This is a genomic window from Gemmatimonadota bacterium, assembly GCA_041390105.1.
Lineage (GTDB): Bacteria > Gemmatimonadota > Gemmatimonadetes > Longimicrobiales > Gaopeijiaceae > JAGQIF01.
Map to the genome: position 1 here is coordinate 96,039 of JAWKQO010000001.1, position 20,644 is coordinate 116,682.

Sequence of the window (20,644 nt, forward strand, 5' to 3'; positions counted from 1 at the left end):
GCGTCGCCGAGGCCCATCCCATGACCGGGGCGGGCTCGTGATCCGCAGGATGTGGACGCCGGCCCTCGCATTGCTGCTGCTGGCCCAGCTCGCCTGGTATCTGATCTACACGGACCAGATCGTGCGTTCCCTGCACGAGAGCGCCCAGACCATGACCCTGATGTACGCGGACGCCCAGGCCGGGATCACGGGGCAAGACGCAGACGTCATGGTCGAGGCGCTGTTCAGCCTCCAAGGGCGGATCGTCGACGCGGGGGTTCCCCTGGCCCTCACCGATTCGGCCGGAGCGGTGATCGCGCACCAGAATCTCCCGTTCGAAGCGGATCTCAGCACGAACGAAGGTCAGGCGCGCATCCGTGCCTGGTTGGCGCTGCTCGACGTGGATCATCCTCCCATCCAGGATTTCTCGGGAAACCTGATCCACTACGGGGACCCCCCCCAGACCGCACGCCTGCGCTGGATTCCCTGGCTGCAGGCGGGGGGGCTCCTGCTGACCATGATGCTGGGACTCTCGCTCATCCGCGCGCAGCGCCGGGCGGAGGCGGAGCGGGCCTGGACTTCCATGGCTCGCGAGCTTGCCCACCAGCTCGGCACACCGCTCTCCTCGCTGCAGGGATGGTTGGAGCTGTTGCGGATGCCCGAGGACGAGCGTCCGGGGGGAATGGGTGCCCTGGAAATCGGGGAGGCCATCGGAGAGGACCTGGAGCGCCTGGAAAACGTCAGTCGGCGCTTCGAGTTGATCGGACGGGAGTCGCCGTTGGAGCCGATCTCGCTCCCCGAGCTCTTCGAGGAACTCGAACGCTACATCCAGGCACGCCTGCCCCGCCTGGGACCTGGAATCCACTTGGTCGTGGACGTGCCGACGAATCTCCCGCTCATCGAAGGAAACCGCGTGCTTCTCGTCTGGGCTCTGGAGAACGTGGTCAAGAACTCGTTGGATGCCCTCGCAGGCAGTGGTGGGGCCATCGAGATCTCGGCGCGGGCCGGAGACGGGAAGTGGGTGGAGGTACGGATCGCGGACGACGGTCCCGGTGTGCCGCTGGAAGTGCGGGACCGGATTTTCGAGCCGGGCGTCACCACCAAGTCCGGCGGCTGGGGCGTTGGGCTGGCCCTCTCGCGACGGATTGTCGAGGGGGTTCACGGAGGGCGCATCGAGCTCTTGGATACACCCCAGCGTGGGGCGGTCTTCCTCGTGAAACTTCCGCGCTCCCACGGGTAGTTTCCACGTCACTCCCGCTCCCGGCCCGGGAGCGTATCACCCATGGGGGTCCGTGAATTCCTCGCCGCCTTCTCTCTTCGACAGCCTCGCTCGCCTGGACGGGCTCAACCCCCCACAGCGGGAGGCCACGGAGCACTTCGAGGGCCCTATCCTCGTGCTGGCGGGCGCGGGGTCCGGGAAGACCCGTGTGCTCACCACGCGGATCTCCCACCTGGTCGCGCATCACGGCGTGCCGCCCGACCGTATTCTCGCAGTCACCTTCACCAACAAGGCTGCGGGGGAGATGCGGGAGCGCGTCGCCCACCTACTGGGTGCCGAGCCGTCCGGGATGTGGATCGGCACCTTCCACGCGCTGGGTGCGCGCATGCTGCGCCGCCACGCACCCAGGCTGGGCTTCAGTCGCACATTCTCCATCTTCGATCAGGAACAGAGCCTGCGGGCCATGCAGCGAGCGGTCGAGACGGTGGGACTCGATCCCAAGCGATGGAGCCCCAAGGCGGTGCGGGCCCAGATCAGCGCGGCCAAGAATCAACTCATCGATGCGCAGCGCTTTGCCCGCGAGAACGAGGGAAGCTTCGACATCTTCGCCCGCAACGTGGCTCGGGTCTTTCCGGTCTACCAGGACTCCCTGCGTGAGCAGAACGCGTTGGACTTCGACGATCTGCTCGTGCAGCCCGTCGCACTGTTGGAGTCGGCTCCCGATCTGCTGAGCCACTATCAGGAGCGCTTCGCGTTCCTGTTGGTGGATGAGTATCAGGACACCAACCGTGCCCAGTTCCGCTTTCTCGAGCTGCTGGCAGCCCAGCACCGGAACCTCATGGTCGTGGGCGACGACGACCAGAGTATCTACGGGTGGCGAGGCGCGGACATCCGCAACATCCTCGACTTCGAGAAAACCTATCCGGGGGCGGCGCTGGTGCGCTTGGAGCAGAACTACCGCTCCACGGGCAACATTCTGGCGGCGGCCAACGCCGCCATCGCCGCCAACCTCGACCGCAAGGGCAAGACGCTGTTCACCGACCGCGACGCCGGCGAGGCGTTGAGCGTGATCAGTGCGGCGGATGAGATGGATGAGGCACGCACTGTCGTCGAGGAGATCGAAGCCCGGCAGCTGTCCCACCCGACCCTGGCCAATGCCGACTTCGCCGTTCTGTATCGGACCAACGCCCAGTCACGCGCACTCGAGGAAGCGTTTCGGCGGCGGGGGATCCCGTACCAGATCGTGGGCGGCGTGCGCTTCTACGAGCGACGAGAGATCCAGGATGCTCTGGCCTACCTGCGGCTCATCGCCAATCCCCAGGACCAAGGTGCGTTCGAGCGGATCATCAACGTTCCTCGCCGCGGGATCGGCGCCAAATCTCTGGAGCGTATCAACGAGTTCGCGGCGGCCGGGCGCACCGGGCTGTTGGAGGCCTGCCGACGCGCCGCCGATGCAGACGGCCTGGGCACTGCCGCCGTGCGGGCCTTCCAAGGCTTCGCTGCCTTGATCGAGCGCTTCGCCGAGTTGGCCAAGGACATCCCCGTCGGCGAGCTCGTGCAGGCGGTGATCGAGGAGACCGACCTCCTGGACCACTACCGCAAGGAGGGGCCGGAGGGCGACGATCGCGTCGACAACGTGCGTGAGTTGATCGCCGGTGCCCTCGACTTCGACGCCGAGCAGCTGCAGGGGCTCGACCCCGAGGACCGAGAGGGATTCAGCGATCTCGACCTGTACCTGCAGCGCGTCGCACTGGTGGCGGATATCGATTCGCTGAAGGGGGAAGCGGATACGGTCACGCTGATGACGTTGCACAACGCCAAGGGGCTCGAGTTTCCGGCGGTGTTCATCACCGGGCTCGAAGACGGGCTGTTTCCGCTTTCGCGGGCGTACGATCAACCGGCGGAGATGGAGGAGGAGCGCCGGCTCTTCTACGTGGGCCTGACCCGCGCTATGGACAAGCTGATCCTCTGCCACGCCAGGCAGCGGCGCCGTGCCGGAGAAATGATGGTCGGCCGTCTCTCTCCCTTTGTCGATGCCATCCCCGAGGAGTTGCTCGACCGGCGCCTCACGGAGCGGGCTCGGCGCGAGTACCCCTCCTTCGTACAGGAACGGCGCCACGCCCGGGAGCGACGCCGAGCGCAGGAACAGGAGCCCGAGGTCGCGGACTTCGAGTACGACTTCGACCAGGATCGGCCCCGCCTGCTCAAAGGAGAGCGTGTGTCCCACGCCACGTTCGGGTCAGGGACGGTCGTAGAGGTCTCTGGGTTCGGGCACGACCTCAAGGTGACGGTCGACTTCACGAGTGTGGGTCGAAAGAAGCTGCTGGCGCGCTACGCCGATCTGCAGAAGGATTTCGGCTAGACGAACGCGGCTGCTGCTTCGCTTCGTACATGCGCCGGTCCGCGACCACGAGCAGGGTTTCCAGATCGTCGCCGTCGTCCGGATAGACCGCGATTCCGATGCTCACTTCGCAGCGGAGCAGTTGCGCGTCCACGTGATAGGGCCGCCCGGCCTCCAGTACGATTCGCTCTGCGACCTCCTGCGCGGTGGTGCCGTCCGCGTTGGGGAGGACCAGCGCGAACTCGTCACCACCGAGGCGGGCCACCCGATCGGGGGCACGGACTGCGCCTCGGAGCCGACGGGCGAAGGCCATGAGCAGTCGGTCTCCTGCTTGGTGGCCATACTGGTCGTTGACGGGCTTGAACCCGTCCAGGTCGCAGTACAGGAGCGCAGCGCCCGGGGCCCTGCGGTCCGGCCCTGGGAACCAGAGACGGGCCTGGTTCTCGAAGCCACGACGGTTGAGCACGCCCGTCAGGGGATCGCGGTGGGCGGCCTCCTCCATCTCGACTTCGCGCCGACGCTGGTCCGTGATATCGACCAGGGTGGTGGAGACGTCTTCACCAACACGCAGCGCGATCACACGGAACCAACGCTCGCGAGAGCCATTGCCGATGCCGAGCTGGGTCTCAGTCGGCAGATTCACGAACACGGCGTCCGCGAGGAAGGGGATCAGCTCGCCGGCACGCGAGGGCAGGAACTGCCGAAGCGTCCGACCGGTGAGCGGTCCTGCGGGGGAGCCCAGGTGCCGCTCCGCGCCCGGGTTGGCGAACACGCAGAGGAAGTCCACGACCGCCCCCCGGGGATTGCGCTGCGGTCGTAGCACCAGGATCCCGTTGGGGGAGGTCTCGAGCACGCCCGCCAGCAGGGCCTCACGGTCGCGGCGTAGGACTTCCTCGCGGTTGCGTGGCGTGATGTCGGTCAGGTGCGCGATTCGACCCGCTGCCCCCACGTCGAGGACCTCGAGGGCCCACTCCCGTTCTCCGATGCTGTGGGCCGACCGGGCCGTGGGTCCTGGCGCGGAGAGCACCCGCGCAAGCGTCGGCCAGTCCGCGAGAGCACGGTCGACGGGGAGGCCGAGGAGGCCCGTCCCGGCGCGGGAACAGAGCGCCTGGGCAGCGCGGTTGGCAGCCACGATACGGCCCCGGGCGTCCAAGCCCAGCGCCGGAGACGGGATGTGGTCGAACAGCGCGCGGTGAAGCCGGGGCTCCACGAGCCGCGGGTGCGACCAGAGCACGAGTGCGCCCGTAGCGAGCGCGGTGGCGGTCAGGCCCGCGAGCGCGGGGAGAGTGGGATGCGTGAGCGCCCCCAGCGCCCCTGCACCCCAGAGAACCGCCAGAACCCCGAGGGTAAGGCCGATGCCGCGCCCGACGGGCGTCGACAGTCGGAAGGCGCGCACGCCGATCCAAAGGCAGGCCACGGCGGCGGCTGCTGCCGGGAGGAGGGGGAGCGCAGGACCGATCGCTGCAGCCAAGGCGGAGTCCGGGTTCGGAGGTCGGGTTTCCGGGGATGCACTCCGTCCGGCGAGGCAATGCCCGTGCCGGCGGCGGATCAGGCCGGCTTCAGGCGGCCTCGTGTGCCGACGCCCTGAGGGGCGCGGAAGGTCAGGGGAGCGTCGGGAATGGGAAAGAAGGCGTCGGCGGAGCGCGCCAGCAGGTCGGGATCGTCGATGGCGCCGTCCGCCAGCTCGCGATGGCGGATCTGTTTGGCCAGCCGCAGGTTGACCTCTCCGATCGGATCCAGGGTAGCAGGGGCCGAGCGGTGGCGGTTGACCAGGTAGTCGATGACCGAATCGAACGAGATCTCGAGGTAGCGTCGCACCAGGGGATCCGGCAGATCGAACCTGGAGTTCTTCAGGACCGTGTCGAACACCCGCTGCCAGCGTTCTGTGCCCTGGACCCGGATCATGCCCCGAAAGATGCGGCGGTTGGTCTGGAAGCTGAACAACGTGGCACTCAGCACCTGGTCGAACAGTTCGTCGGCCGCACGGTGATCGTGCTCGGTGATGAGCCGTCGCGCCTCAGCCAGATACGCCTCCCCCGCATGCATGTCCATGCGGTGTTCCCAATAGGTGTGCCCGAGACCCTTCGACGTGCTGGTCAGGAGGAGTTGCCGCGGCACGTAGACGTTGTGGGCCACCGTATCCGCGGCCAGGTGCGCCAGGTAGCCGAAGGCCACCGCGCGCAGCGGGTCGTCACCGGCCGCGTCCAGGATCTCCTCGCCCACATGCCAATGATGGCAGTGCCGACCTGCCTCGGCGTACTTCTTGGCGAAGGAGATGTCCGCTGCGATGGAGCCGTAGAGGAACTGCATGGGATAGCGTTCCAGCAAGGAACGCAGCATCGGCGGAAGCAGGTAGAGGGCTCCCAGCACGCCCTCCCCCAACGCGATGTGCGTGGCCGGCCCCCAGGCATAGAGCGGTGTCGGATCCAGGAGGGAGACGGCCAGGACCCAGACGAGCGAACAGGCCAGGGGGACGGAGAAGAACGCGCTCACTCGGCGTCGGTTTGCTCGGCCTCGATCGGCTCGGGGAGCGAGGGGGTCTCCACCGCGGCGCTCAGCGTCGCCGCGCTCCGCCGAACTCCGCGCACCGTGGAAGCCGTGCCGACGAAGATGTCCTCGGCCTCCTCCTGCACGACCTCCATGAGCGCGTTGAAGTCCTCGATGCGCTCTTCCATGCGGTCGGAGGCCTGGTGAAGTCGGGCGGTCAGCGCCTCGATGGAACCGGTGATGGTGTTGACGTCCCCGCGCACCGAGCGCGTGATGGCCTCGACGTTCTCGGAGATACCGCGCGCGCGCTCCATGATCGCGTGCGACGAGGGCTCGAGCCGTCCCACCACGCCCTGCAGGGCGCTCACGCCCTTTCGCAACTGCAGAAGGGCGATCAGCAGGATCAGCAGCACCAGCAAGAGCAACGTCGCGATCAGCACGATGGCGACCTGGGTCGCGAGCTCCAACCCGCCCGCGGGGGCGAGCACCCAGACGGTGTCGGCGGCGGAGGCTTGGGCGACCAGCATGTCCGAAGCTAACGCCTGCGCGGCGGCCGCTTCCAGGGTGCCTGTGCTTGGCGCTGCTGTCCGCATCCGGTAAGTTCGCCCGGCCGGGGACTCCCCAAGTGGAGCGTTCGCTCCGCGCACTCCAACCGCTCGCGCACGTCATGCCCAGCTTCGTGGTCGAAGGGGGACACCCCCTCTCGGGCCGGATCCGTCCCGCCGGAAACAAGAACGCGGCACTACCAGTGCTCTCGGCCGCCCTGCTGACGTCGGAGCCGGTGGTGGTGGACAACGTTCCCCGGATTCGGGACGTCGAGACGTTGCTCGAGATCATCGCGTCCCTGGGCGCACGCGTGGAATGGACCGACGCCAATCAGGTCACCATCGACGCCGCGGCGGTCGAAGGGCGCGCTCCCGATCCCCGGCTGGCCGAGCGGATTCGTGCCTCGGTGCTGTTGGCCGGCCCCCTTCTGGCCCGCTTCGGTGAGGCGCGGCTCGCTCCACCCGGAGGAGACATCATCGGCCGGCGCCGTCTCGACACCCACTTCCTGGCCTTCGAGGCGCTCGGAGCCCGTGTCGAACTGGATGACGGACTGCACGTGCGGGCGGGACGCCTGCAGGGAGCCGAGCTGTTCCTCGACGAGCCGTCGGTCACCGGCACCGAGAACGCCATCATGGCGGCGGTGCTGGCCAGAGGCTCCACGCGCATCCGCAACGCTGCCTCCGAGCCGCACGTTCAGGACCTCTGTCTGCTGCTGCAGGGGATGGGCGCGCGCATCGAGGGGATCGGGACCAACACCCTGCACATCGACGGGGTCGACCGGCTCGGGGGGACCCGCTTTCGCGTGGGGCCCGATCACATCGAAGCGGGGTCCTTCATCGGGCTGGCCGCGGTGACCGGCAGTGAACTGCTGATCGAGGACACGCCGCCCGAACACATGCGCTCCGCCCTCCTCGGCTTCCGCCGACTGGGGGTGGAGTGCACGGTGACCGACGATGGCCTCCTCGTCCACGGGGACCGACCCCACGAGATCCGCTCCGACGCGTTCGGGCACGTGCCCAAGATCGATGACGGCCCCTGGCCCGCCTTCCCGGCCGATCTGACCTCCATCGCCCTGGTGACGGCGACCCAGTGCCGAGGGACGATCCTGATCCACGAGAAGATGTTCGAGTCCCGCATGTTCTTCACGGACAAGCTGGTGGGCATGGGTGCCCAGATCATCCTCTGCGATCCCCATCGGGCCGTGGTGGTGGGGCCGGCGCCCCTGCGGGGGGGGCGGGTGGAAAGCCCTGACATCCGGGCGGGAATGGCGCTGCTCCTGGCGGCGCTCGCGGCGGAAGGGGAGAGCCAGATCGGCAACATCGGGCAGATCGAGCGGGGGTACGAGCGCATCGACGAGCGTCTGCGGGCGCTCGGGGCCCGAATCCGCCGGGTTCAGGACTAGAACGGCCCCGGGGGGCGGGGGTCGTTGCCGGGGGGGCGCGGTTGAGAGCGCGGCCCCTTTGGACTATCTTGCATAGGAAGGCTGCGGCCGTCCCGGGCGGGGCGGCCGTTATTTGGAAGTGGGGAAGCGGGCCTTCCCCGCTTTTTTTCTTCTGGTGCATCGGTGTGTGCCGGGAGGGGGCCCGAGTGACGGCGCGGGAGCGGGTCGAGTGCGAGCTGGAGACGCGGGTCGGAGCACTGGGCTTCGATCCCGTGGTGGTCGAGTGGGCCGGCAACGCCCAACGACCGATCCTCCGCCTCCGGATCGACCGGTCCGGCGCCGCTGCGGGGCAGGGCGTTTCGGTGGGTGACTGTGCCGCCGTCAGCCGTGCCCTGGAGCCCTGGCTCGACGGGGTGTTGCCCGAGCGGTACGTGCTGGAGGTGTCGTCTCCTGGCCTGGAGCGGCCGCTGGTACGCCCGGACGATTGGGTGCGCTTCGCGGGGCAGCGCGTCTTGATTCGCGCCCGCGACCCGCTGGGGTCGCTGGGACGGCGGATCGAGGGGGTACTGGTCCCCGCGGAGTCGGCGGAGGAACGGAAGGCGGTGGCGGATGGCACCGGTGTCGTCCGCATCCGGTTGGACGGAGGAGACGAGGTGCAGGTGCCCCTCGAGGGCATCGAGCGCGGTCGGCTCGTCTACGAATGGAGTTAGGTGCGCGGCAACGGGCGTGGCCGCTTTCAGGGCCGCGCGGAGGGGCGAGGGGGATAACGATGAAAGCTGGTCAGATCGTGGCGGCGCTGAGAGACATCGCGTCCACGAAGAACCTCTCGGACGAGGCGCTCAACGACTTGATGCGTGACGGCATCTTGGCGGGGCTGGCGCGCATCTATGGTCCGAACGTCGAGGCCGAGATCGCCATCGACGATGTGAGTGGCGATATCGACATCGTCGTGTTGAAGCGCGTCGTCGACGCAGTCGAGGATTCCTCCACCGAGATCTCGCTCACCGATGCTCGCTGGGACGATCCGACCTATGAAGTCGGGGACGTCATGGAGATCCCCGTCGACTTCGCGCAATTCGGTCGCAATGCCGTGATGGCCACCAAGCAGCGCATCGTCCAGCGGGTTCGCGAGGGAGAGCGGCAGCGCATCCGGGACGAGTATTCGGACCGGATCGGCGAGCTGCTTTCCGGCGAGGTCCAACAGATCGAGCGCGGCAAGATCGTCGTCATGCTGAACCGGTCCAGGGATGCCGAAGCCATCATCCCGTGGCGGGAGCAGAACCCACGGGAGCGCTTCCGGCAGGGAGACCCGATCCGGGCCGTGTTGAAGAAGGTGGACGAGACGCCCAAGGGGCCTCGGATGATCCTGTCCAGGGCGGATCCCCTGTTCGTCGCAGCCCTGTTCAAGCTCGAGGTGCCGGAGATCTACCAAGGGATCGTCGAGATCCGAGGGATCGCCCGTGAGGTAGGGGGTCGTTCCAAGCTGGCCGTCTACAGCCGGGACGAGTCCATCGACCCCGTCGGTGCGTGCGTGGGCCTCAAGGGGTCGCGCGTGCAAGCGGTGGTGTCGGAGCTCGGCGGCGAGCGGATCGACATCGTGCCGTGGCATCCCGACCCCGAGGTATACGCGCGCCGGGCTTTGGCGCCGGCCCGCGTCTCGAAGGTGATCAGCGACTCCGAGCGACAAGTGATCACGGCGATCGTCGATGAGGATCAGCTGTCGCTGGCGATCGGACGGAACGGCCAGAACGTGCGTCTGGCGTCCCAGTTGATCGGCTGGCAGATCGACCTCTACGGGTCGCGGGAGTGGCTGGAGCGCGGCGCGGGGCTATCGCTCTTCGGTCCCGAGCCCACCGAGAACTACGAGATGGCGGACTTCCCGCTCCAGGAGCTGGACGTGCCCGCTGCCGCTCTGGCGGCCCTCGAAAGCGCTGGATATAGTAGCTTTCTGGACATCATCGACCTCGAAGAGGCGGATTTCTTGAAAATCCCGGGCCTCTCCGAGTCCGATGCGAAGCGACTCGTCGAGCTGATCGACGAGCTGACCGTCGTCGAGACGCTGCCGGAGGCGAACGCTGCGACGAGCGCGGGCGCTGTGGCGACGGAGGCGACATCGGGAATGGACGTCGCGGGTGATGTGCCCGTGACCGAAGACGCAGAGGCAGCCGGGGGTGACGCGACCTGAGGGGCTCGGAATGCTGGGCCTCGCGCGTCGCTCTGGACACGTAGCGCCCGGTACCGCTCGAGCCCGAGAGGCGATCCGGCGCGGTGAGGCCAGGCTGGTCCTGGTCGCGGCGGACGCGTCCCCCGCTCAAGTCGACAAAGTGCGGAAGCCGGCCGAGCGGCACGGGATCCCCCTGTTCGTCTGGGGCGATCGCGAGTCGCTGGGTCGGGCGGTAGGTGCAGGGCCTCTGTCGGCCGTCGCGGTCACGCGGGCCGACTTGGCGAAGGCGGTCCTGGCGCGAGTGGCGCCGGAGACCGCGGAACACGAAGCGGAGCATTGATGCGGGTCATCGAGCTGGCACAGACGCTGAACGTCGGGACCGACGAGCTGCTGGTATTGTTACGGCAGCTCGGGATCCGTGTGTCCGATCGGCGGAGCGCCCTCGACGAGGCCGATGTGGCCCGTGTCATCGCCAGGGTCGAACGCGAGCGCCGCACCGGCAAGCGCAAGGCGGGGGAAGCCATCCAGGCGGCGATCGAGGACGCCAAGACGCCCACGACGCGCCGACGCCGTCGCCGGGCCACGCCCGAGCCCGAGCCGGAGGCCGAGGAGCCGGAGGTCGAGGAAGCGGCCGCCGCCCCCGTCGCAGAGGTCGCCGCTCCCGAGGTCGAGGCCCCCATCGCTGCCCCTGAGCCGGAGGTCGTCGAACCGGTCGTGGTCGAAGCTCCTCCCGTGGCGCCGGAGCCCGTGGTGGAGGCGAAGCCGACCGTGGCGGAGCCCGCACGCCCCGCGGTCAAACCGGTCCGCCCAGCGGCGGCAGCGGCGGCTCGGACCGCCCCAGCGGCCCCTCCCGCGCCCGAGCCTGTGCGTCGCAATGCGCCGAAGGGCCCGGCCCGGGTGATCCGGCGGCCTGCGCCCGCCGCTGGGGGAGGAGCCCCGGCGGATCGTGCGGCCGCCTCCGGCGGGAAGGTGCGCATCCAGGCCGAAGGGTACACTCCCGACGGCCGCCGGCAGTCCAAGGACCGGAAGAAGGGCAAGCGCACCAGGGTGGACCAGGACGCCGTCCAATCCAACATCCAGCGCGTCATGGCCGAGCTCAAAGGGGGCGGCAAGAAGCGCCGGAAGGGGAAGGGCATCCAGGACGCGCGCGAGCGGCGCGAGGCAGAAGAGGCGCAGAAGGCCGAGGAACGTGCCCGCGAAGCCCGTACGGTTCGCGTGAACGAGTTCCTGACCGTGGCCGAGCTGGCCGAGTTGATGGATGTCCCCGCGACCGAGATCGTCGGGGCAGCATTCAAGAATCTCGGGCTGATGGTCACCGTCAACCAGCGCCTCGATTTCGATCAGATCGAGTTGCTCCTGGACGAGTTCGGCTTCAAGGCGGTGCGAGAGGCCGAGTATGGGGCGAGCGAGGAGGAGGAGGAGGACGTCGATCCGCCCGAGTCGCTGAAGCCGCGGCCGCCGGTCGTGACCGTCATGGGGCACGTCGACCACGGCAAGACGCGTCTGCTGGACGCCATTCGCGACACGAACGTGGTGGCAGGCGAAGCCGGGGGCATCACCCAGCACATCGGTGCCTACCACGTCGAGCTTCCGGGGGGGCGGGCGATCACCTTCCTGGATACGCCCGGTCACGCGGCGTTCACGGCCATGCGCGCCCGTGGTGCCGAGGTGACCGACATCGTGGTGCTGGTCGTCGCCGCAGATGACTCGGTCATGCCGCAGACCATCGAGGCGATCAGTCACGCCAGGAACGCCGGCGTTCCGATCGTGGTCGCGGTCAACAAGATCGACTTGCCCGCCGCCAATCCGGGTCGCGTCAAACAAGAGCTGCTGCAGCAGAGCGTGACGGTCGAGGATTTCGGTGGTGACGTGCTGTCCGCCGACATCAGCGCCAAGGCCCGCATCGGCATCGAGGACCTGCTCGAGAAGGTGCTGCTGCAGGCCGAGCTGCTCGACCTCACCGCCAACCCCGATCGCGAGGCCCAGGGCACCGTGATCGAGGCCAAGCTGGATCCGGGCAAGGGGCCGGTGGCCACGATCCTCGTCCAGCGTGGTACCCTGCGGGTCGGCGACTCCTTCGTGTGTGGCCTGTACGACGGTCGGGTGCGGGCGCTCCTGGATGAGCGCGGCAAGCCCGTCGAGTCCGTCGGTCCGGGCTTCCCGATCCAGGTGCTTGGAGCCTCGGGGGTTCCTCAGGCCGGTGATTCGTTCCAGTCGATGGAAGCGGACCGGGCCTACGAGATTGCGCAAAACCGTCAGCGGCTGGACCGAGAGAAGCAGCTCCGCATTCGGGAGCGCGGCTTCAAGCTCGGCGACTTCTCGCAGTTGCGTGCCGAAGGAAAGACCGGCCGCCTGGCCCTCATCATCAAGGGCGACGTCGACGGCTCAGTGCAGGCCGTCGCGGATGCCTTGGAGCAGCTCGGCACCAACGAGGTTTCGGTCGACATCGTCCATCGCGGCGTGGGGGCCATCAACGAGTCGGACGTGCTGCTGGCTTCCACCACCCAGGCCATCATCATCGGCTTCCGGGTGCGACCCGACGCCAAGTCCCGGGGGTTGGCGGAGCGCGAGGGCGTCGATGTGCACACCTACGACGTCATCTACGAAGCGGTCAACGATGTGCGCTCGGCTTTGGAGGGACTGCTGTCCCCCGAAGAGAAGGAGCGGATCCTGGGGACCGCCGAGGTGCGCGATACGTTCCGGATCACGCGCGTCGGCACCATCGCCGGCTGCTACGTCACGCACGGAACCATCCAGAGAGCTGGACAGGTTCGCCTGGTACGCGATGGGATCATGATCTACGACGGGACGATTTCGTCTCTCAAGCGCTTCAAGGAAGACGTACGGGAGGTTCGCGAGGGCTTCGAGTGCGGCATCGGGATCGCCAACTTCAACGACGTGAAGGTGGGCGATGTCATCGAGTGCTATCGTGTTGAGGAAGTCGCCCGCACGCTGGCCGACTCCGCCAAGGGCCGGGACTGATCACGCCTTCCGTCCACTCCGGACGTCGGTGATCGTTCGCTTGCTGGTCTTCCACCTCGCCTTCCCCGAGGCGCAGAGTCTGAAGGACAAGCGTATGGTCCTCCGGTCCGTGAAGGACCGCCTGCGCACGCGCTTCAATGTGTCCGTCGCCGAGACCGGTGGTCAGGATCTCTGGGGTCGCGGCGAGCTGTCGGTCGTCTACCTTTCCCCGGACGTGGCGCAGGCGGATGCCGTCGAGAGCCGCATCGACCGGCTGCTCGACGAGAGTGGGCGCCTGGTCATCTCCCATACACGCCGCGAGGATCTCTAGGGGGATGCCTCGATGTGTGCCTGCCGACCGGTGCTGAGATGTCTCGTCGCTACGAACGCCTGAACGAGCAGGTCAAGCGGGAGACTGCGGAGATCCTCCGCCTGCGGGTACGCGACCCGCGGGTCATCGACGTCCGGGTGACCGGGGCCGAGGTCACGTCGGATCTATGGCTGGCACGCATCTACGTGCGGCTCCCGCAGGACCGGGAGGCGCGCGCACAAGCTCGCAAGGGGCTGACGGCTGCGACGCCCTACATCCGCAGAGAGCTGGGGCAGGTGCTGAGGCTGCGGCGCGTACCCGAGCTCCGCTTCGAGGAGGATCGCACCGCGGAGGCGGCCGAGCGCATCGAGTCCCTGCTCAAAGAGGCAGGGATCGAGGCCGACGACGAAGCACCGGATGCGTCCGACCCGTGACCGCCGGGGTTCTTCCGATCGACAAGCCCTCGGGCCCTACGTCCCACGACATCGTGTCCCAGGCCCGCCGGGCACTGCACGAGCGGCGCATCGGACATACGGGGACGCTGGATCCCTTCGCCTCTGGATTGTTGTTGTTGTGTGTCGCTGGTGCTACCCGGCTGGCCGAGTATCTCACCGGGCTCGACAAACGCTACGATGCGACTGTGCGGCTGGGTGTGGGCACGGACACCGACGATCGCTGTGGGGTTGCGGTACGGGAAGACGACGCCTGGCGGGTGTGTACCGAGGAGCGCCTGCGGGAGGCGCTCGCTGAGCTGCGCGGGCCCGTCCGTCAGATTCCTCCTGCGTACTCCGCGAAGAAGATCTCCGGCGAGCGGGCGTATCGGATGGCCCGTCGTGGCGAGGAGGTGTCTCTGCAGGCCGTCGACGTGGTCGTCCATGCGCTCACGCTGCGGTCGGTTTCGCTGCCCTTCGTCGAACTCTCCGTGCATTGCTCGAGCGGCACCTACATCAGGGCCTTGGCGCGCGACCTCGGGCGGGCGCTCGGCACCTGTGCGCACCTCAGCGAGCTGCGACGCACGCAGGTGGGCCCCCACAGCGTGGCGGGCGCCTTGACCCCCGATGAGCTCGACGACGCAGCCCGTGTCTCGGGCGCGCTGATCGCGCCCTTGCGGGCGCTGTCGCACCTCCGGCGCATCGAGCTGGATGGGGAGGCCCTGGCTGGCGTCCGCCACGGACGGCCGGTCGCAGTGGGGGTCGAAACGGACGATGGACTCGTGGCGGTGGCGGACGGAGCGGACCTGGTCGCCGTCGCGGAGGTCCGCGCAGGACAGCTCCGACCCCGGAAGGTGTTCTCGTGGTAGAGGCGTTCGCGATCGATCCCCGACTCCCGCACGCGTTGCCGCAGGACGGGCGCGGAACCGTGATCACGGTGGGCACCTTCGATGGGGTGCATCGTGGTCATCTGGCCGTGTTCGACGAGATCTGTCGACGGGCGCGCGAGCAGGATCGTCGCAGTGTCCTGGTCACCTTCGATCCCCACCCGCTGCGCATCGTGCGCCCCGAAGATGCTCCGCCCCTGCTCACCACACCCGTGGAGAAGAAGGAGATCCTGGCCGAGACCGGGTTGGACTACGCCGTGTTCCTGCCCTTCACCCGAGCGCTGTCCCGGTACACCCCGCGGAGGTTCGTCGAGGAGATCCTGGTGGGACGCCTCGGCGTGTCCGAGCTCGTCATCGGGTACGACCACGGCTTCGGACGCGGTCGCAGCGGTGACGTGGAGACGCTGCGGGAGATCGGTGGAGAGCTGGGGTTCGCTGTCGACGTAGTGCCCCCCGTATTCGAGGGGGAAGCCCCGATCTCCTCCACGCGCATCCGCCAGGCGGTCACGGCCGGGGACCTCGACGAGGCGGCAGGTGGCTTGGGGCGCCCCTACGCGGTTCGCGGCCTGGTGGTGCGAGGCGACCAGCGCGGCCGCACGCTCGGATTTCCCACCGCGAATCTGGCAGTACCGGTGCCGGACAAGCTCCTGCCCCCCCCTGGCATCTACGCGGTGCGCGCCCATGTCCGAACGGGGACCTTCGGGGGCGCCCTGCACCTGGGGCCCCGGCCGACCTTCCAGGGTGCGCCTCCGACCATCGAGGTGCATCTGATGGACTTCGATGGGGATCTCTACGGCGAGGACGTCCGGGTGGACTTCGTGCAACGACTGCGCGGCATCGAGCCGTTCTCGACCGTCGAAGCGCTGGTGGAGCAGATCCGACGGGACGTGGAGCGGGCCCGGCACGCGCTGGGCTGACCTGCGAGCCGCGCCTTGTCCCGTCCTCTTGGACGATGCCTCACCCGAAGCCCTCGGATCCCGAGGGTGCCACTGTCAGCGGGACCACGGCCGGGAGATGGGGAATGCGGATTCCCGCCTGATCGAGGTGGCGCTTCATCAGGGCCGGGAGGCTGTGCTTCAGCTCGCGGCGGTCGTCTCGAGTTCCCCAGACCGTGAGCTTGACGTGGATGGCCGTTTCCCCGAACGAAACGAAGAAGAGACGCGGTTCCGGCTCCATCAAGGAGGACGGATGGGCCCGGGCCGCGTCCAGCAATACCTCTTGCACATGGTCCAGATCTTCGTCGTAGGAGATGCGCACGACGATATCCACGCGGCGGATGGGAAAGCGGGTCAGGTTGGTTACCTCGCTCTTCATCAGCGATTCGTTCGGGACCCGGATGAAGCGGTTGTCCCACGTGCGTAGCTTCACCGACAGCATACCCACGGAGAGGACCGTACCGGCCGTGGAGCCGATCTCGATGATGTCTCCGACGACGAAGGGCCGCTCACCTACCAGGAAGAAGCCCGCCACGATGTTGGACACGCTCGTCTGAGAGGCAAAGCCGAGGGCGATCCCCACTACGCCGGCGGCGCCCAGCATCGGCGTCAGGCTGAACCCGAGCTCACGAAGCACGAGCGTCGCCATCACGACGACGCCCGGGTAGAAGATCAACTTGCCGGTGATGAGCCCCCGATGCGGCCCCACGCGTCGGCTGACCACGCTGCGGCCCCACAGCGTCAGCCAGCCCAAGAGGGGGAGACCGATGGCGACGACGAGCAGCGGGCGCCACAGAGGCGCGCCTGCGGCGACGGCCGGTTCGAGAGCCGACCGCGTCGTATCCGCCGCTGCGGCCAGCGAGAACGAGTCGGGACCGGGCGGGGGGGCCACCAGGGACGCACCCACGGAGTCGACGGCGTCCTGCAGGAGGGAGCGCATCAATAGGGAGCGCATCAATACAGCTCCAGGCTGCGCAGGTGGGCGAAGGTGAGGGCCTTGAGGCCGCGGGCCGCGAACTGCCGTGGCCGCTGCACATTGGGAGCGTGGGGCGCGAAGGAAGGAGGCCGAGCGCCGACGTCGATCTCGGTGGAGTCTTCACCGGTATAGAGGATCTTGGCTTCGTCGGTGACCAACCCCCGCTCGGTGGCGAACAGCGTATGCAGCGGGGCACGGATGGCGAGTCGCGTGACGTCGAGCACGCTGCGCGAGCGGTTGGTCACACGGAGCAAGCAGACCGCGGTAGCCGCGGTGGCGGGGCCCACCTCCGCGTCGGTGTGTTCTACCCGCGCGGGTAACCAGTAGGCCAGCTCACCCCGCGTCTTCCCGCCCCACCAGGTAGGGCTGAGCACGGTGCTCGCGACTTCGGCGAGGAGTGTTCGCGCGGGGTCTTCGAGGTGGATGCGGGCCCAGACGGGAACCTGGACTTGCAGCCGGACCTCCGCACCGGGCGCGATCCGGAACGGATTGGTGACGCCGATCACGATGGGCCGATCGGGCAGGGCGGGCTCGATGGTGACGGACGCTGCCGGACCCGGAGCGGTCCAGCGCTCCTCCTGGACCCCGCTGGCCCAGGGGGCGGAGGCGCTGGCGGGCGTGTCCACAGTGACGATCAGCTCGCCGCGCTCCATGCGCAGGGCCAGCCGCACCTCGCCCAAGGGTCGGCGCACGGGCTCGTATTCCGAGATGTTGAACTGCCCCCAGAGGTCCATACATCCCACGCGCAGGAGCGGGAGCGGAAGGATCGGAGGTTCCCCCGCGGCACGGGGGGCGCTACTCTTGCCCCGTCGGGATCGTGACTCTGGAGGTCAGCTGTGGGCTCCCCCCGCCCGAGCGACGTAACCCAACTCCTCGATGGATTCGCCTCAGGGGATGACGAGGCGCAGGCCGAGCTGCTCAGGGTCGTCTACGATGAGCTCCGCGTCCTCGCCCGGGCCCATCTCCGAGCTGAGCCCCAGGGGCATACGCTCCAACCGACGGCTCTGGTGCACGAGGCCTACCTGAAGCTCGTGCAGCAGCGGGTCCCCTCCTGGAATAGCCGAGCTCACTTCTTCGGCATCGCTGCCCAGGCCATGCGACGGATTCTGGTGGACCACGCGCGCCGCCGCAGCGCGGCCAAGCGGGGCGGAGGGCGTGCCATCACGTTGGTGGAGGGTTCGGCGGCCCTGGCCGGCCCCGACATCGACGTGATCGCCCTCGACACGGCCCTCGCCGAGCTGGAGCGCACGGATCCCCGGGCTGCGCGCATCGTGGAGATGCGGTTCTTCGCAGGCCTCGAGATCACCGAGGTGGCAGCGGCACTCGGCGTCTCGGAACCCACTGTGAAGCGCGACTGGCGACATGCCAAGGCGTGGCTCTACCGAGCCCTCTCCACCGGGGAGATGGGCGGAGAGGCGCCGGGGGCGTGACGGACCCCGACCGGCAGGAGCGGGTCAAGGCGATCCTCGATGCCGCGCTCGATCTGGATCCGGCCGCGCGTGCGGCGTTCGTGTCCGGCGAGTGCGCCGACGATGCGACTCTGCTCGAGGAGGTGCGAAGCCTGCTTGAGGCGGTCGACCGCACCGGCGATCCCCTGGAGCGACCCCTGCCGCAGCACAGCGAGTTGGGAGCGCCCGCCCTCGAGGGCACTCTGCTCGGCTCCTACCGACTCCTGCGCCGAGTGGGTGCGGGCGGGATGGGAGTCGTCTATGAAGCGGAGCGCGCCGACGAGCAGTTCGATCGTCGGGTGGCCATCAAGCTCTTGCACGGGCAGGGTCACTCCGAGGACCTGATCCGCCGGTTTCGTCAGGAGCGCCAGATCCTCGCCTCGCTCGCGCATCCCAACATCGTCTCGATGCTCGATGCGGGGGTCACCGGCGACGGTCGGCTCTTCCTGGTGATGGAGTACGTCGAGGGCGAACGGATCGACGTCTTCTCCGAGCGTCGGGGCCTGACCACGGAACAGCGCATCGACCTGTTTCGGCAGGTATGCGCCGCGGTGCAGTTCGCGCACCAGAATCTGGTGGTGCACCGTGATCTCAAGCCCGGCAACATCCTCGTCACTCCGGACGGCGTCGTGAAGCTGCTCGACTTCGGGGTCGCGAAGATCGTCTCGCCCGGTGCGGATCCGGACCGGACCGTCACCGAAGCCGGCGCACGCGCGTTCACTCCGGCCTACGCCAGTCCGGAGCAGCTGCGGGGCGAAGCGGTGACCGTCCTGTCGGACATCTACGCTCTGGGTGTGGTTCTCTACGAGATCCTGGCCGGACGCGGCCCGTACGCCTTTCGGGGCGAGTCGATCTTCGAGATGGAACGCATCGTCTCGTCGAGCGAGCCCACGTTGCCCAGCGCGGCTCTCGCTCAAGGCGGCCCCGCTGGAGTGGCTCCCGGGGTACGCGCGCAGGAGCTACGGGGAGACCTGGACCAGATCATCCTTACGGCGATCCGCAAGGAGCCGGAGAGGCGCTATCCCTCCGCGGCTCAACTCGGCGAGGACCTCCGCCGTTTCCTGAGTGGACGTCCGGTGTTGGCCCAGCCCGACACGCTGGGCTACCGGGCTCGGAAATTCGTGCGACGACATCGTAGCTCGATCCTGGTCGCGACGGTCGGCGTGGTGGCTCTGACCGTGGGTCTCAGCGGGGCGGTGGTTCAGCGCTCCCGGGCCCGATTGGCTCAAGCCCGAGCGGAGCAGCAAGCCCAGGACGTTCGCCGTCTGGTGGGGTCTCTGGTCTTCGACGTGCACGATGCCATTTCGGAGCTTCCCGGGTCGACGGAAGCACGTGCCCTCTTGCTGGACCGCGCCTACGCGAGCCTGGAGGGTTTGGCCCTCGACGTGGGTGGCGATCCCGCTCTGGAGTGGGAAGTCGCCGAGGCGCTGCTCCGTCTTGGCATTGCGCAAGGGCAACCGGCGGGGGCCAGCCTGGGCGACTTGAGCGCTGCGGCGCGCAGCTATGAGAAGGGGATCGAGCTTGCGCGCGCGGCCGTCGCCGGTGCTCCCGCCCAAACCCGGTACCGCCGAACGCTGGCAGTGCTGCAAGAGCAGATGGGGGATGCCCTGGCCTTCCGTGGTGAGGTTGGAGCTGGCGTCGGCCTGGCCCAGGAGGCACTGAGTGGGTATGCGACCATCGCACAGGCGGCGCCAGACAGCGCCCGCCACGCCCTTTCCGTGGTCATCAGCTTGGTCAAGCTCGGCGACCTGACGGGAAACCCCAATTTCCCCAACCTCGGGTTGGCCGACTCTGCTCGGGCGATCTATGCGACAGCCGAGCTGCGGCTCGCCACCTATCCGCTCGCAGACAACGCAGCGTGGGGGGTCCGGCGCTTTCGGGGTCTCGTGCAGGAGCGGATCGGGACCTTGGCCCGCCTGAACGGTGACCTTGCCGCAGCGCGGGCCGCGTTCGAAGTGTCCCTCTCGGTGCGGCGCCAACTCGCCGATGAGGCTCCCACCAACGTGGACGCTGTGCGAGACGTGGGGGTCGCCTATCAGAACCTGTGTGAGGTCGAGGCGGGCCTCGGGGACCTGGCCCTTGCCCGCAGCCGGTGTGAGCTGGCCCTGGAGACGTACGCGGGCCTCCATGTCTCCGACACCAGCAATGCGCAGGGACTGACCGATCTGGCCCTCGGCCATCGCTCGCTGGCGGGCGTCCTGGACGAGTCGGGCGAGGTCGAGTCGGCCCTCGACCACTTGAGCACGGCCCGGGACTGGCTGCTGCGCCGCCTGGAGCTGGATGCCTCCGATGTGCGGGGCCGACTGGAATTGGCGCGCGCTGAAGCCTACCACTCGCTGTTGGCGCGTTCGGCGGGCCGCCCGGCGCCGTTCGCCACGGACGCCGAGGCACGCCTTTCCGAGCTGCAGGCCCAGGGCCTGACCGCACCGGACGACCTCGTGCTGCTGGAGCGCCTGGGTACGACGGAGCGGTAGGCGGTCGACCCCCTCGTCGGGGGGCGTGCGTTCCAAGGGCCGGTCTATTCCCCCCTGACCCCGTCGTCCTGATCCCTGAACCCGACCGGATGCGCGTGCTGTGGG

At 68.4% G+C, this 20,644-nt stretch carries 18 protein-coding genes; 13 read left to right on the forward strand and 5 right to left on the reverse strand.

Annotated elements, in window-relative coordinates:
- The first annotated feature begins 37 nt into the window (after positions 1 to 37).
- On the forward strand, positions 38 to 1,219 hold the full coding sequence (locus tag R3E10_00465) for a HAMP domain-containing sensor histidine kinase (protein MEZ4414204.1): 1,182 nt from the start codon (positions 38 to 40) through the stop codon (positions 1,217 to 1,219).
- Between the two features lie 52 nt (positions 1,220 to 1,271).
- Positions 1,272 to 3,560, forward strand: a complete 2,289-nt coding sequence (locus tag R3E10_00470; protein MEZ4414205.1) for a UvrD-helicase domain-containing protein — start codon at positions 1,272 to 1,274, stop codon at positions 3,558 to 3,560.
- Here the strand turns inward: R3E10_00470 and R3E10_00475 are convergent.
- The 3 genes from R3E10_00475 to R3E10_00485 form a co-directional block, all read right to left on the reverse strand.
- Complete coding sequence (locus R3E10_00475; protein ID MEZ4414206.1) at positions 3,496 to 5,010, reverse strand: sensor domain-containing diguanylate cyclase; 1,515 nt, start codon at positions 5,008 to 5,010, stop codon at positions 3,496 to 3,498. The two genes, R3E10_00470 and R3E10_00475, sit on opposite strands and share 65 nt — an antisense overlap.
- A 77-nt stretch (positions 5,011 to 5,087) precedes the next feature.
- Positions 5,088 to 6,032: a zinc dependent phospholipase C family protein gene (locus R3E10_00480; GenBank protein MEZ4414207.1), complete on the reverse strand. Its 945-nt coding sequence runs from the start codon at positions 6,030 to 6,032 to the stop codon at positions 5,088 to 5,090.
- Positions 6,029 to 6,553, reverse strand: a complete 525-nt coding sequence (locus R3E10_00485) for a hypothetical protein (GenBank protein MEZ4414208.1) — start codon at positions 6,551 to 6,553, stop codon at positions 6,029 to 6,031. The genes R3E10_00480 and R3E10_00485 overlap by 4 nt, the downstream gene beginning before the upstream one ends.
- A 140-nt stretch (positions 6,554 to 6,693) precedes the next feature.
- On the opposite strand from R3E10_00485, the gene murA reads away from it, so the two are divergent.
- From murA to R3E10_00530, 9 genes are all read left to right on the forward strand, one after another.
- A complete protein-coding gene (murA, locus tag R3E10_00490; GenBank protein ID MEZ4414209.1) occupies positions 6,694 to 7,974 on the forward strand; it encodes a UDP-N-acetylglucosamine 1-carboxyvinyltransferase in 1,281 nt (426 codons plus the stop codon).
- Positions 7,975 to 8,159: 185 nt separating this feature from the next.
- The gene (rimP, locus tag R3E10_00495; protein MEZ4414210.1) at positions 8,160 to 8,663 is read left to right on the forward strand and encodes a ribosome maturation factor RimP; all 504 of its coding nucleotides are present in this window, start codon (positions 8,160 to 8,162) and stop codon (positions 8,661 to 8,663) included.
- A 59-nt stretch (positions 8,664 to 8,722) separates the two neighbouring features.
- Positions 8,723 to 10,138: a transcription termination factor NusA gene (gene nusA, locus R3E10_00500; GenBank protein MEZ4414211.1), complete on the forward strand. Its 1,416-nt coding sequence runs from the start codon at positions 8,723 to 8,725 to the stop codon at positions 10,136 to 10,138.
- Between the two features lie 10 nt (positions 10,139 to 10,148).
- Positions 10,149 to 10,457, forward strand: a complete 309-nt coding sequence (locus R3E10_00505; GenBank protein MEZ4414212.1) for a L7Ae/L30e/S12e/Gadd45 family ribosomal protein — start codon at positions 10,149 to 10,151, stop codon at positions 10,455 to 10,457.
- Entirely contained in the window at positions 10,457 to 13,099 is a 2,643-nt protein-coding gene (gene infB, locus R3E10_00510; protein ID MEZ4414213.1) for a translation initiation factor IF-2, read from the forward strand. Before R3E10_00505 ends, infB begins: the two co-directional genes overlap by 1 nt.
- Before the next feature lie 28 nt (positions 13,100 to 13,127).
- Positions 13,128 to 13,409, forward strand: a complete 282-nt coding sequence (locus R3E10_00515; GenBank protein MEZ4414214.1) for a DUF503 domain-containing protein — start codon at positions 13,128 to 13,130, stop codon at positions 13,407 to 13,409.
- Between the two features lie 38 nt (positions 13,410 to 13,447).
- On the forward strand, positions 13,448 to 13,822 hold the full coding sequence (gene rbfA, locus R3E10_00520) for a 30S ribosome-binding factor RbfA (GenBank protein MEZ4414215.1): 375 nt from the start codon (positions 13,448 to 13,450) through the stop codon (positions 13,820 to 13,822).
- Complete coding sequence (truB, locus tag R3E10_00525; GenBank protein MEZ4414216.1) at positions 13,819 to 14,688, forward strand: tRNA pseudouridine(55) synthase TruB; 870 nt, start codon at positions 13,819 to 13,821, stop codon at positions 14,686 to 14,688. The genes rbfA and truB overlap by 4 nt, the downstream gene beginning before the upstream one ends.
- Positions 14,682 to 15,623 (forward strand): bifunctional riboflavin kinase/FAD synthetase, encoded by a 942-nt coding sequence (locus tag R3E10_00530; GenBank protein ID MEZ4414217.1) that lies wholly within the window; start codon positions 14,682 to 14,684, stop codon positions 15,621 to 15,623. The genes truB and R3E10_00530 overlap by 7 nt, the downstream gene beginning before the upstream one ends.
- 40 nt (positions 15,624 to 15,663) lie before the next feature.
- Here the strand turns inward: R3E10_00530 and R3E10_00535 are convergent, their stop codons facing one another.
- Positions 15,664 to 16,596, reverse strand: coding sequence for a mechanosensitive ion channel family protein (locus R3E10_00535; GenBank protein ID MEZ4414218.1), 933 nt, complete (start codon positions 16,594 to 16,596; stop codon positions 15,664 to 15,666).
- Entirely contained in the window at positions 16,596 to 17,351 is a 756-nt protein-coding gene (locus R3E10_00540) for a hypothetical protein (GenBank protein MEZ4414219.1), read from the reverse strand. The genes R3E10_00535 and R3E10_00540 overlap by 1 nt, the downstream gene beginning before the upstream one ends.
- Positions 17,352 to 17,453: 102 nt before the next feature.
- Here R3E10_00540 and R3E10_00545 point away from each other — a divergent pair, with 102 nt between their 5' ends.
- Positions 17,454 to 18,047 (forward strand): sigma-70 family RNA polymerase sigma factor, encoded by a 594-nt coding sequence (locus R3E10_00545; GenBank protein MEZ4414220.1) that lies wholly within the window; start codon positions 17,454 to 17,456, stop codon positions 18,045 to 18,047.
- On the forward strand, positions 18,044 to 20,539 hold the full coding sequence (locus R3E10_00550; protein ID MEZ4414221.1) for a serine/threonine-protein kinase: 2,496 nt from the start codon (positions 18,044 to 18,046) through the stop codon (positions 20,537 to 20,539). The genes R3E10_00545 and R3E10_00550 overlap by 4 nt, the downstream gene beginning before the upstream one ends.
- Positions 20,540 to 20,644: the final 105 nt, after the last annotated feature.